10 protein-coding genes are annotated in these 12,708 nt (G+C 73.5%); 2 read left to right on the top strand and 8 right to left on the bottom strand.

Annotated elements, in window-relative coordinates; genetic code table 11:
* Positions 1 to 318: 318 nt before the first annotated feature.
* From CLV40_RS18965 to CLV40_RS18930, 8 genes are all read right to left on the bottom strand, one after another.
* On the bottom strand, positions 319 to 822 hold the full coding sequence (locus CLV40_RS18965; RefSeq protein ID WP_104480264.1) for a SecDF P1 head subdomain-containing protein: 504 nt from the start codon (positions 820 to 822) through the stop codon (positions 319 to 321).
* A gap of 19 nt (positions 823 to 841) precedes the next feature.
* Entirely contained in the window at positions 842 to 2,533 is a 1,692-nt protein-coding gene (locus CLV40_RS18960; RefSeq protein WP_245931382.1) for a vWA domain-containing protein, read from the bottom strand.
* 180 nt (positions 2,534 to 2,713) lie between these two features.
* Entirely contained in the window at positions 2,714 to 3,610 is an 897-nt protein-coding gene (locus CLV40_RS18955) for a 3-methyladenine DNA glycosylase (RefSeq protein WP_104480262.1), read from the bottom strand.
* Positions 3,611 to 3,632: 22 nt separating this feature from the next.
* Positions 3,633 to 4,679, bottom strand: coding sequence for a hemolysin family protein (locus CLV40_RS18950; protein WP_104480261.1), 1,047 nt, complete (start codon positions 4,677 to 4,679; stop codon positions 3,633 to 3,635).
* Between the two features lie 187 nt (positions 4,680 to 4,866).
* A complete protein-coding gene (locus CLV40_RS18945; RefSeq protein WP_104480295.1) occupies positions 4,867 to 6,198 on the bottom strand; it encodes a hemolysin family protein in 1,332 nt (443 codons plus the stop codon).
* A gap of 1,319 nt (positions 6,199 to 7,517) precedes the next feature.
* Positions 7,518 to 8,084, bottom strand: a complete 567-nt coding sequence (locus tag CLV40_RS18940; RefSeq protein WP_104480260.1) for a TIGR03086 family metal-binding protein — start codon at positions 8,082 to 8,084, stop codon at positions 7,518 to 7,520.
* 4 nt (positions 8,085 to 8,088) lie between these two features.
* Entirely contained in the window at positions 8,089 to 9,255 is a 1,167-nt protein-coding gene (locus tag CLV40_RS18935; RefSeq protein WP_104480259.1) for an MFS transporter, read from the bottom strand.
* A complete protein-coding gene (locus CLV40_RS18930) occupies positions 9,255 to 9,851 on the bottom strand; it encodes a TetR/AcrR family transcriptional regulator (protein WP_104480258.1) in 597 nt (198 codons plus the stop codon). The genes CLV40_RS18935 and CLV40_RS18930 overlap by 1 nt, the downstream gene beginning before the upstream one ends.
* 261 nt (positions 9,852 to 10,112) lie before the next feature.
* Between CLV40_RS18930 and egtA the strand changes: the two genes are divergently transcribed.
* Both egtA and egtB read left to right on the top strand, forming a co-directional pair.
* Positions 10,113 to 11,375, top strand: coding sequence for an ergothioneine biosynthesis glutamate--cysteine ligase EgtA (gene egtA, locus CLV40_RS18925; protein WP_104480257.1), 1,263 nt, complete (start codon positions 10,113 to 10,115; stop codon positions 11,373 to 11,375).
* Positions 11,372 to 12,706, top strand: coding sequence for an ergothioneine biosynthesis protein EgtB (gene egtB, locus CLV40_RS18920; protein WP_104480256.1), 1,335 nt, complete (start codon positions 11,372 to 11,374; stop codon positions 12,704 to 12,706). The genes egtA and egtB overlap by 4 nt, the downstream gene beginning before the upstream one ends.
* Positions 12,707 to 12,708: the final 2 nt, after the last annotated feature.

Raw genomic sequence — 12,708 nt, 5'->3', positions numbered from 1 at the left:
CGCACGCCACGAGAAGTGCACCACGCATACCACGCTCGAAAGTCAGCGATACCGACCGTTGTTTAGCCGCTGTCCGGAGACTTCGAGGCACCCCACCAGAAGATCAACAGCGAGCCTGTGGACAACCCGAGGGACGACCAGCGTCATCCCGACCGGCCGCCCCGCTCACCGCCGCGAACCCGGCGAGGGTGGTGTCGACGAAGGAAGACAGTGAGCGATGATCAAATCGATGCCTCCGGCCCCCAATATCCATTCTAGCGAGGAGGACCGACAGTTCCAGCCGAAGACGATCAAGCCTGTGGACAACCCAGACGGAGATCAGCTGCGCCCCGTGATCTGGTTCGCCAGCTTCCGGGCGTCCTGCTCCGAGTACGTCCCCGTGATCTGCACCGACCCCTCAGTGATCGGCGACGCGATCTGCGGCGCCGAGATCACCTTGTCCCCCACCACGATCGCCACCGACTCACCCACGTGCTCGGTAGTCCACCGACCGAACGCCGCCTGGTCCTCCGCCACCAGATCGATGATCACCCCCCACGACCCGCCCGACGTCAGCTCCGCCTTCACGTTCTTGAACCGGCTGAAATCCCCGATCGGGTCCCCGAGCGCGTACACGTTGCCGTCCGACCCCACCAGCTCACCCGGCCCGGAAGCCTCCGTACCCGCCCGCTGCGACACCACCGGCCGGAACTTCACCGGCACCTTCGCCTCGATCGGCCCACTCGCCGCCTCCGGCGAGGCCACCCCGGGTGTGGCCTCCGAACACGCGGCCGGGGCGAGCAGCAACAGCACGGTCAGCGCACGGGCGATGGCGGTTCGCATGCGCCGATCCTAAGCGGGCTCACCGACGGTGCGTGACCGCTTCGGTCAAGGCCGTGGTCACGCCCCGGGCGTCCGTCAGCACCGCCAGCCGACCCCCGGTCGACGCCGTCAGGTCGAGCAGTTCCTCCCGCGCCACGTCCGGCCCGATCGCGATCACGTCGACCGTCACCGGCTTGCGCTCGTTCGCCGCCCGCTTGATCGCGGCCTTGGCCTGCGCCAGGTCCACCGACCCGTCCGCACCCCCATCGGTGATGACGATCAGGTGGTTCGCCCGGTCGGGGACATATCCCTGCACCGCCGCCCGGTACCCCGCCACCACCGACTCGTAGAAGTCGGTCCGCCCCGCGGGTTCCAGGCCGTTCAGCACCTCGTGCACCCGGTCGCGCCGGTTGACCACCGGGCCGGTCGGCACCGCCACCTGGTACGGCTTGCCGCGCGCCAGCTCGTGCGAGAACGGCCAGACACCGAGGGATCCGGCCGTCGCGTAGTCCGTGTACTTGTTCAGCGCGTCCCGCACCCAGTCGAGGCGGCTGCGACCGCCGCCACCCTCGGTGCCCATGCTCTCGGACACGTCCACGAGGATCGTCGCCGCGACGCCGCCGGTCACGGTGCTGTCCCAGGTCGTCGTGATCTGCTGCGCCGTGTCCGCGGCCGCCGCGACGAACCCGACCTGGGCCTTGTCGTCCCACAGCAGGCCGACCTGGTTGGCGGGTCGGCTGTCGGTGTCGGTGCGCAGCCCCGCCCGGCCGAACTCGCGCTGCTGGTCCGGTTCCTGGAGGAACCGGCGGAACGCGTCGGTGGCCTCGACCCGCTGGGCGTTGAGCGCCGCGACCGGGAAGTCCGCCGACGGGCCGGGGCCGATCGCCACGACCTCCCACAGCGGGCGCTGCGGCGTCGGTTTCCCGTCGGACGCCGAGTTGCGCCGGTAGACGTCCACCTCCAGCGCCGCCACCGCGCTGTACGGGGCCGCCCCCGGGTCCGGGGCGTCGGCCAGCACGGCCAGCGCGGAGGACGTCGAGCCCAGCCCGTCCCGCTGCTGCGACGACGCCAGTGCCGCCAGCGCCTGCGCCACCGGTGGCCGGGCCAGGGCCGCCTGCGTCACCGGGCTCTCCTGCGCCGGGCCGAGCAGCGCGGCCTGCACTGCCAGCGCGCTCGCCGCGTTGTTCTTCGGGTCCGGCAGCGCGACGGTGATCCGGCCCCACTCCGCCCGGCCGAACCGCGCCCACCCCGAGGTGTCCGCGGTGAAGCCGGTCAGGTCGTTCCAGCGGAACCCGGCCCGCTCCCGCAGCAGCCCCGCCGCGGCCTCGTGCGTGGCCAGCACGACCGGGCTGTGCGCGACCGACTCGGGCGCGTTGGCCAGCAGCTTCTCGTCGAAGCGGCTCAACCGGTCGGTCCACAGCGACGACTCCGGCAGCCACGCGTCCGGCCGCTCGCCGAGCCCCGCGTCCCACTGCCCGGTCAGCCCGGCCAGGGCCCGCGCCGAGTCGACGGTGGCCACGACGACCTCGTAGCAGGTCCCGTCGACCACCGGCCCCCGCGCGTTCCAGCGCTTGGCGGCCTCCCGGACCGGCAGGTCCGCGCTCGGGCCGACCGCGACCCGCAGGACCGCCGTGCGGGCGCACTCCTCGGTGCGCGCGGGCCCGGTGGTGGGACCGCCGCTCAGCCAGCCCCACCCGGCCCAGCCGAGGACCAGCAGCGACACCAGTCCCACGACGACCAACGGCCACCGCCTTCGACGTCCCCCGTGGTGTCGAGGCATGACAACCCATCACGTCCTTTCGCGCGGCGCGGTGCCGGTTCACGGCGCGCATCGGGGCGTCCAGCACTCTATTCGGGGAACGGGACGCGTCAAGTCACCGTACGCCGGGAGAAATTCACCTGGACGGCGGACTCAGCTGGGATCGTCCGGGTGATCCGCCAGCAGGGCCTCGCACAGGGCAACGAGACTGGTCCGCAGCGGCGCGGCCCGCTCGGTGAACGCGACCTGCGCCCGCACGTAGTCCGCGCGGCCCCGCTCGGTCTCGATCCGCACCGGCTCGTAGCCCAGCGCGGACAGGTCGTACGGGCTGGCCCGCATGTCCAGCGCGCGCACGTCCACGGCCAGCTCGAAGCAGTCGGCCACCAGCTCCGACGGGGTGTGCGGGGCGAGCTTGTAGGCCCACTTGAACAGGTCCATGGTCGCGTGCAGGCACCCCGGCTGCTCCATCGCGACCTGCCCCTCCCGGCTCGGCGCGAGGGTGTTGAGCGGCCGCGCGGGCTCGGTGAAGAACCGGTACGCGTCGAAGTGGCTGCACTTGATCGTCGACGCCTCGACCACCGCGTCCGTGCCCGCCGACCCCAGCCGCAGCGGCCACGCCTCGTGCCGGACCTCGCCCGCGCGGTACACCATGGCCCACTCGTGCAGCCCGAAGCAGCCCAGCCGCGGCGGCCGGGACGCGGTCGCGGCCAGCAGGTCGCGCACGAACCCGGCGGTGAACCGCCGCTGCGGCGACAACGGCAGCGGCGTCACGCCCTCGGGGACGGCGGTGTACTCCTTCCACCGCAGGTACTCACGCGCACTTGCACCGGCCAGCACGACCCCGTGGCCGGGGTGCCAGCGCTCCAGGTGGGCGGGCCGGTGCGAGTAGTAGGTGAAGAGGAAGTCCAGGACCGGGTGCTTCTCGCGCCGCAGCCGCCGCTCCTGGTGCGGCCCCGTCCACTGCCGGACCCGCCGCGCGTGCGCGTCGCGGCGGGCCTGCCACTCGGCCTCGGGCAGCACGGTGACCTGGGAGTCGGTGAGGGGAGCCATCGCGGGCCATTGTCCCCCACGCTCACCCGTCGCCGATGTGCGTCCCGTCCCGGACGGTGCCGACGTACTCCTCCACCAGGTCCTCCAGCGCCACGACCCCGAGCACCTCGCGGTCGGCGGACACGGCCTTGGCCAGGTGGCTCTGGGCCCGGCGCAGCGCGGTCAGCGCCTCGTCGAGGCGGGAGTCGGCGGGCAGCTCCGGCAGACCCCGCACCCGGGACCACGGCACGCGGGTCGCGGGGTCGGAGTCGACCTGGTCGAGGACGTCCTTGACGTGCACGTACCCGTTGAGGGAGCCGTCCGGCATGCGCACCGGGAACCGCGAGAAACCGGTCTCGGCGACCGCCGCGGCGACGGCGCCGACGGTGGGCGGGTGCGGTACCGACTTGAGCCGTTCCAGCGGTACCAGCACCTCGGCCACCGTCCGCTCGGCGGAGGACAGGGTGTTGGTCAGCCTGCGGTGCTCGGAGTCGTCCAGCAGACCCTCGCGCCGCGACTCCGCGATGAGCGTGGCCAGCTCGTCGGGGGTGTAGGCACTCTCCAGCTCGTCGCGCGGGCTGACGCCGAACAGCTTCAGCACGGCGGTCGACACGGCCGTGAACAGGCCGAGGACCGGCCGCACCAGGCGGCAGAACGCCAGGTGCACGGGTACGAGCAGCATCGCCGCGCGCTCCGGCCCCGCGATGGCGAGGTTCTTCGGCACCATCTCGCCGAGCACCGTGTGCAGCGTGACCACGATGCCCAGGGCCAGCGCGAACGCCACCCCGTGGACCACGGCCTCGGGCAGCCCCATGGCCGCGAACGGCCGCTCCAGCAGGTGCGCCAACACCGGCTCGGCCAACGCGCCGAGACCGAGGGAGCAGATCGTGATCCCCAGCTGCGCGCCCGCGATCAACAGCGGCAGGTTCCGACTCGCCTCGACCGCCACCCCGGCCCGCGTCTTCCCCTCCCGCGCCAACGCCTCCAACCGGTCCCGCCGAGCCGTGATGATCGCGAACTCGGCCCCCACGAAGAACGCGTTGCCGAGCAGCAACAGCACGGTCGCGGCCAACGCCAGCACGTCGCTCACGCGCCCGCCCCCGATCGCGGCTCCGCCACACGCGGCCCGGCACTCCGGTGCCCGACACGCGTCACCGTGACCCGACGGCCCGCCCCGCGGCCTTCGCCGTCGACCCCGGGGACGCGGCTTGGCGGCTGCTCTGTCGCGGTGTCGTGTCCGCTGGTCGACGTCTGGAGTCCCAGGTGTGGCAGGTCGCTCACGCGCCCGCCTCCGATCGCACGGGCAGCTTCGCCACGCGTAGTTCGGCTACTCGGTGGCGGTCCATGCGCATGACGGTGACCCGCCAGCCCGCTACTCGGATCTCGTCGTTGACTTCCGGGATGCGGCCCAGTCGGGTGAGGACCAGGCCCGCCACGGTCTCGTACTCGCCGGTCGGCATGCGGAAGCCGGTGGCGTCGGCGAGTTCGTCGTCGCGCAGGAGGCCGGACACCATCCAGCTGTCGCGGCCCAGTGAGCGGACCGGGCTGACCTCGCCGCGGTCGTGTTCGTCGCGGACGTCGCCGACGATCTCCTCGATCAGGTCCTCGAGGGTGACCAGTCCGGCCGTGCCGCCGTACTCGTCGACCACCAGCGCGACCTGCAGGCCGGAGCCGCGCAGCCGTTCCAGCAGCACGTCGCCGTCGAGGGTCTCCGGGACGGAGGGCACCGGGCGGGCCAGCGACGCCACGCGCGTGGTCGCGCGCTGGGCGGCGGGCACGCCGAACACCTGCTTGACGTGCACCACGCCGCGCACGTCGTCGAGGTCGCCGCCGTGCACGGGGAAGCGGGAGAAGCCGGTGCCGCGGGCCAGGTCGATCAGGTCGGCCACGGTCGCGTCCGCGCGCAGGGCCTGGACCTGCACGCGCGGGGTCATCAGCTCCTCGGCGGTGCGGTCGCCGAAGCGCAGGGACCGGCTCAGCAGGGTCGCGGTACCGGTGTCGAGGGTGCCGGACGCCGCGCTGGACCGGACCAGGCCGCCCAACTCCTGCGGCGACCGCGCCGACCGCAGTTCCTCCTGCGGCTCCACGCCCAGCCTGCGCACGGCCCAGTTCGCCGAGCCGTTGAGGCCGTTGATCAGCCACCGGAACACCGACGAGAACACCGCCTGCGGACCCGCCACCGCGCGAGCCGTGGGCAGCGGGCTGGCGATCGCCAGGTTCTTCGGCACCAGCTCGCCGAACACCATGGACAGCGACGTGGCCACCAGCAGCGCCAGCACCAGCGCGATCACCGAGGCCGCCGCGTGCGGGACGCCCGTCCAGCCCAGCACCGGCTCGATCAGGTTCGCCAGCGCGGGCTCGGCGATGTACCCGGTGACCAGCGTCGTGATGGTGATGCCCAACTGCGCCCCGGACAGCTGGAACGACAACGTCCGGTGCGCCTTCTGGATGGCCAGCGCGCGCCGGTCGCCGACCTGCGCGGCGTGGTGGTCGACCTGGCTGCGCTCCAGCGTGGTCAGGGCGAACTCGGCGGCCACGAACAGCGCGGTGCCGAGCGTCAGGGCGCACACGGCCAGCAGGCCGAGGACGCTGATCAGGGGACCGGTCACCGGGGCCACCGCCCGGGTTCCGGGTCGCTATGGTCGCCGGGACTGTCTCCCGGCCCGCTACTGCGACCGGGGCTCTTCTTCTGCGCCTTGCGCACGGGGCCGGTACTCCTCGACAGACGTGACCCGACGCCGAGGGCTCCCGCCCGGATCCCCGACGTCCTGCGAACCGGCCCAGTCTAAGGGGCGCCGGCCCCGCCCGGGAGGTGATCAGCGCCGGGTGTCCGCCCACGTCACCCCCACTGCCCCGCCGAGCACCGCGCGGACCCCGCGGTCCGACCGCTCCCACACCCGGCATGCCTGATCGCACCGAACCCGCCACACCCCGCCGGCGACCCGGTCGCCTCGGCCCGGCGGCGTCGGCACCGCTGGGCGCGGGCGGCAGCAGATCGGGGCCGCCGCGCTGGTCCCGGCCGGTCGAGCGGTACGGGGCTGCCCAACCGAGTCCTGGTGGCACAGTCGCCCGACTCGGGGGACGAGCCTGCCCCGGCCGGGGGCGGTGGCAGGACGGCTCCGGCCGAGATGAGGCTCCGGCCGAGTGCGGTGGCGCGACCGCCCTGACCGACCTCGGAGACCGACCGACCCCAGCGAAGTGCGGCGGCACGGCCGGTCCCGCCGAGATGAGGCTCCGGCCAAGTCCGGTGGCGCGACTGCCCGGCCGAGATGAGGCTCCGGCTAAGTCCGGTGGCACGGCCGCGCTGATCGAGCCCGGCGACACGGCTGCCCCGACCGCTTCAGCCGGAGCGCGGTGGCACGTCCTTCTTGGCCATGCCCAGGTGACGCGGTCGCCAATCGAATGCGGCGGCGCGGCCGATCCGGGCCGAGCGCGGTGGGCACGCGCACTTCTGCCACGCTCCTGCCGACCGTGGGGCCACGGCCACCTCAACCGATTCCGGTGCCACGACACCCCGGCCAAGCCCAGGTGACACGGCCGCCGGACACGCGCGGCGGTCCGGCTACCTCGGCCGAGTCCTCGCGACATGGCCACCCGATCGAGTGTGGGGGCGCCACGGCAGCCCGCCGGTGCCGTGGCGTGGCCACCTCGACCGAGCCCGGTGGCGCGACCGCCTCGGTCTCGGTGGCATGGCGGTGCCTACCGAGGCAGGCGGCACGGCCGCGCCGGGGTCTCGGCGGCACGTCAGTCCCGGCCGTTCCTGGCGGCATGATCACTGCGGCCGAGTCCGCCGACATCATCACCCGACTGGGCCTTGGCGACGCGATCACTCCAGTCCGGCGGCCTCCTCAGCAGCGCCCAAGCACCCAGAACCCCCCGCCGAGGCGGTCCGAGGCCGCCGTACCAGGTGGTTCGCCGTGGCCGATGGTCACGGTTGCCAGGCCGGGTCGCGGCCGGTGAGGGCGAGCAGGCGGGTGGTCGCGTCCGCGTGGTCGGGGACCGGGACCGGGGCGGCGAAGATGCCCGTGCCCTCCCACCGGGCGATCTCCGGGGTGAACTCGGCCAGCAGCGCCTCGGCTAACGCGTCCCCGATCGCCGGGTCGTGGTCTGTCGCGGCGGTCAGGTCCCAGCCGTGTACGGCCAGGTCGAGGATCATCTGCCAGCGGTAGTCGCGCGCGGGGACGGTCGCGTAGCTCAGGTGGACGTCCCGGTCGTCGGGCACGCCGGCCCACGCCACCCGCGACACCTCCGACGCCCGTGCCCACGCCCCCACCGGGTCGTCGCCGACCAGGTCGCCGTCGTACCGGTCGCCGACCTGCTCGATGGTCTCGCCCCCGACCAGGTGCGGCACCCACAACTGCTCGGACACCAGGTGGTTCACCAGCTCACGCGCGTTCCACGCACCGCACGCCGTCGGCCCGTCCCAATCCCGGACCGCGCCCACGGCCCGGTCGAACACATCTCTTGCCCGATCGTGGGCCGTTGTCAGTTCCATGCGTTCAGTCCACCAGCTTCCGGCGGGCCGCGCTCAAAGTTGTCCCCAGCCCCGCGGCCAGCAGTTGCGTGCCCGCCGTGACCGCCATCGCCGCCCCTGGACCGGCCGCCGGGACCAGCCAGCCACCCGCCAGCGCCCCCAGCGAGTACCCGGCGATCTTGAGGCTGGCGCCCGTGGTCGAGACCTGGGCCAGCAGGTCCGGCGGTGTGTACCGCTGGCGGGTCGACATGATCGCGGGCAGCGCCAACCCCTCCGCGAGACCGGCCACGGCCACTACGACCAGTGTCCACGCGAAACCGTCCACAACCGGCCAGGTGAACATGACCAGCCCGAAGACAGCGGTACTCGCGAACACCGTCCGTTCCGGCCGGGGGATCGCGGCGAGCCTACCGAGCAGCGCGACCGCCACCAGGCAACCGACCTCCAACGCCGTCCACAGGTAACCGGCGGCCGGACGGCCGTGACCGAGCTCCTCGGCACGCAGCGGCATCGCGGTGGCCAGGATCCCGACCGAGCCGTACCCCAGAACCGTGGTCAAGGTGGCGCCACGCAGGGGAGGGGTGCGTACCAGGTGGACCAGTCCCGCCCGGACTGTCCGCAACAGCGGTTCCCGCTCCCGAGACTCGGTGTCCACCCGAGGTAAGAAGCCCGTGCACACAGCCCCCGCCAACGCGAGCACCCCGATCAACAACACAGCCGCGGCGGGGCTCACCACCGCGGCGACCGTACCGGCCAGTGCTGGCCCGGTGATCGAGCCGACGTTGAACGCCGCCGCGTCCAGGGCGTTCGCCCACCCCAACCGCTCGGCGGCCACCAACCGCGGCACCAAACTGGAGTAACCGCCGCTGGTCAGCGGCAACGCCAAGCCGGTGACCGCCGCCAGCAGCACCGGCACCACCAACGGTCCCGTACCGACCGTCGCGGCAAGACCCACGCAGGTAGCCGCCAGCAGCACCCCGCCGCCCGCCAGCACCGAACGCCTATAGGCGGTCCGGTCCAACCAAGCGCCCAACACCGGACCGGACACAATGGAAGGCAGCGTGTACGCGGTGACCACCGCACCGGCCGCCGCCGGGCTCCCCGTGCGGGCCAGCACCAGCAGCACCACCGCGACCCCGACCATCTCGTCGGCGACGCGCGCGAGGCTCGCGGCCACCGCGTACGCGCGCATCACCCCGAGCGGCGGTGCCGTCGAACGGTCTCCTCGACCAGGTCCAGCACGGGGTCCATGTCGTCCGCGGGCAGGCCCATGGCCAGGTGCGACACCAGGCCCTCCAGCACCAGTTCGAGGAACGCGGTCAGCACGTGCACGTCCACGTCGTCGCGCAGCTTGCCCGCTTCCCGCTGCCGCAGCAGGCGCTCCCGCGTGGCCACCGTGAGCTGCTCGGACCGCTCCGCCCAGCGCGCCCGGAACTCCGGGTCGGTGCGCAGCCTGCGCGACACCTCCAACCGGGTCCCCAGCCAGTCCGCCGGGCTCAGCGTGTCGCCGGTGCCCGCGGGCGACGACAGCAGTTCCCGCATCACCTGAACGAGACCTTGCGCGGCCACCACCTCGGCCATCCGCAGCACGTCGTCCTCGGCCAACGCCAGGAACAGCGACTCCTTGTCGCGGAAGTGGTGGAAAATGGCACCGCGGGAAAGTCCGGTAGCCTCTTCCAACCTGCGCACGGTGGCGCCCTCGTAGCCGTAGCGCGCGAAGCACGACCGGGCGCCGTCGAGGATCTGGCGCCGTCGCGCGTCGAGATGGTCCTGGCTCACCCGTGGCACCCGACGATCGTGGCAGTAGGCCCCGGCTTAAGCAATCCGTACGTACGTATTGGGTGTCACGTCCGTCCAGTGGACACCGCCTCCCGCGCGTCGAGCGGGGCCCGTTCGGATCCGTGCGGCTGTCGGTGGCCGCGTGTAGCGTCGTTCTCCGGGGTCAGCCAGCCGTTTTTCGGGGGTCGGCCCGGTTTTTCGGCACCACCAACGGGGAAACCCGGTCGAACCGGACCGGGCGCCGGTGATCAGCGGAAGGGAGATGAGCACATGTCCACCGACGGGCGCAGGCTGCGGGCCAGAGTGGAAGCCGAGGCGTACGTGGCCTCGGTGTGCTTCAAGCACGGGCCGCCGCGTCTGCTGGGCGTCGAGTTGGAGTGGGTCGTGCACCACCGCGACGACCCCCGGCGGCGACTCGACCCCGACCACCTCGCCGCCGCGCTGGGGCCGCACACCCCGGTGACCCTCCGCCCCGACAGCCCCCACCTGCCGCTGCCCTCCGGTTCCCCGCTCACCCTGGAGCCCGGCGGCCAGGTCGAGATCTCGTCCCTCCCCAGCCCCGCCCTCGGCCCGCTGGTCGACGTGGTCACCGCCGACCACCACCACCTCGCCGGGCTGCTCGACCAGGCCGGTCTCGTACTCGGCCCCCGCGCCCTCGACGCGCACCGCGCCCCGCGCCGAGTCCTCGACACCCCCCGCTACGCCGCGATGGAACGCGCCTTCGCACCGATCGGCCCGCACGGCGTCACGATGATGTGCGCCAGCGCGGGCCTGCAGGTCTGCCTCGACGTGGGCGAGCGGGGTGACGCGGCCGCCCGCTGGGCCGCGGCGCACCGGCTGGGCCCGGTCATGGTGGCGCTGTTCGCGAACTCGCCGGACCTCGCCGGGGCGCCGACCGGCTGGGCCTCGGCCCGGCTGCGCACGGTCCTCGGCGTGGACCCGCCCCGGTCCCGCCCGGTCCCGGTCACCGACGACCCGGCCGCCGCGTGGGCCCACTACGTGCTCGAGGCGCCGCTGCTCTGCCTGCGAAGACCCGGCGGCTGCTGGGACGCGCCGACCGGGGTCACCTTCGCCGACTGGATCGGCGGCGCGCTGCCCGGCCCGCCGACCACCGACGACCTCGATTACCACATCTCCACGATGTTCCCGCCGGTCCGCCCGCAGGGCTACCTGGAGATCCGCTACCTCGACGCGCAGGACGGCGACGCGTGGGTCGTGCCCGCCGCGCTGCTCGTCGCGCTGATGGCCGACCGCCGCACCGTCGACGCCGTGGTCGACGCCTGCGCGCCCGCCGCGGACCGGTGGCTCGACGCCGCCCGGCTCGGCCGCACCGACCCGGACCTCGCGCGCGTCGCGCGCCGAGTCCTCGACCTGGGCATCCCGGCGATCAGCGGTCTCGGCTTACCCCCGGGCACCGCCGCCGACATCACCGAACGCCTGGCCCGGCTGCGCGACGCGACCGGGCGGGCGCGTGCCGTCGAACCGCGGGTGGGCGCCGCCGACGGGAACGCGACGAACGGGAGGCAGTCGTGACCAGCACCGAAGACCGGCTTCTGGGGCCGGAGCAAGTCCGCGAGAAGGTGGCCGAGCAGCTGCGCCGCTCCCGCGCCCGCAGCGACGCGCTCACCGCGGCGGTGGACGACGATGACCTGGTCCGCCAGCACTCGAAGCTGATGTCGCCGCTGGTCTGGGACCTCGCGCACATCGGCAACCAGGAGGAGTTGTGGCTGGTCCGCGACGTCGGCGGTCGTGAGCCGGTGCGCGAGGACATCGACCAGCTCTACGACGCCTTCCAGCACGCCCGCGCCAACCGGCCGTCCTTACCGCTGCTGTCCCCGGTCGAGGCCCGCCGGTACGTGCGCGAGGTGCGCGACAAGGTGTTCGACGTGCTGGAGACCTCCCCGCTGGAGGGCAGGCGGCTCGTCGAGCAGGGCTTCGCGTTCGGCATGATCGTGCAGCACGAGCAGCAGCACGACGAGACCATGCTGGCCACGCACCAGTTGCGCGTGGGCGCGCCCGTGCTGCGCGCGCCGGACCCGGCACCGGCGACGCGGCCGGTGAAGCGCGAGGTGTTCGTCCCGGCCGGACCGTTCACCATGGGCACCTCGACCGAACCGTGGGCGCTGGACAACGAGCGGCCCGCGCACCGGGTGCACGTCGACGCGTTCTACCTCGACACCGTGCCGGTGAGCAACGGCGAGTACCTCGACTTCATCGCCGCGGGCGGCTACGACCAGCCGCGCTGGTGGAGCGAGGTCGGGTGGGCGCACCGGCAGCGGGCCGAGCTCTTCGCGCCCCGGTTCTGGGAGCGCGACGGCGACGGCTGGGTACGCACCCGCTTCGGCGTCGTGGAGCCGGTTCCGGTGGACGAGCCGGTCGTGCACGTCTGCTTCCACGAGGCCGCCGCGTACGCGAAGTGGGCGGGCAAGCGGCTGCCGACCGAGCCGGAGTGGGAGAAGGCGGCCCGCTTCGACCCGGCCACCGGGCGGTCCCGCCGGTACCCGTGGGGCGACGAGGACCCCGGTCCCGAGCACGCCAACCTGGGCCAGCGGCACCTGCGGCCCGCGCCCGTCGGGTCGTACCCGCTGGGCGAGTCGGCGCTGGGCGCCCGCCAGCTCGTCGGCGACGTCTGGGAGTGGGTCGACTCGGACTTCCGGCCGTACCCGGGGTTCGCGGCGTTCCCGTACCGGGAGTACTCGGAGGTGTTCTTCGGCGGCGACTACAAGATGCTGCGCGGCGGCTCCTTCGGCACCGACGCCTCGGCCGTGCGCGGCACCTTCCGCAACTGGGACCACCCGATCCGCAGGCAGATCTTCTCGGGCTTCCGCTGCGCCCGCGACGCGTCCCCGGCCGAGGCGCGCTGAGG

The organism is Actinokineospora auranticolor, from assembly GCF_002934265.1.
In the GTDB taxonomy this organism is placed as follows: domain Bacteria; phylum Actinomycetota; class Actinomycetes; order Mycobacteriales; family Pseudonocardiaceae; genus Actinokineospora; species Actinokineospora auranticolor.
This window is presented reverse-complemented; position numbering and strand designations above follow the sequence as displayed.

Bases quoted from the DNA above. Each gene is read 5' to 3' on its own strand.
- CLV40_RS18955 (WP_104480262.1), bottom strand. From the start codon at position 3,610: ATGGCTCCCCTCACCGACTCCCAGGTCACCGTGCTGCCCGAGGCCGAG.
- CLV40_RS18965 (WP_104480264.1), bottom strand. From the start codon at position 822: ATGCGAACCGCCATCGCCCGTGCGCTGACCGTGCTGTTGCTGCTCGCC.
- CLV40_RS18935 (WP_104480259.1), bottom strand. From the start codon at position 9,255: ATGCGCGCGTACGCGGTGGCCGCGAGCCTCGCGCGCGTCGCCGACGAG.
- CLV40_RS18940 (WP_104480260.1), bottom strand. From the start codon at position 8,084: ATGGAACTGACAACGGCCCACGATCGGGCAAGAGATGTGTTCGACCGG.
- egtA (WP_104480257.1), top strand. From the start codon at position 10,113: ATGTCCACCGACGGGCGCAGGCTGCGGGCCAGAGTGGAAGCCGAGGCG.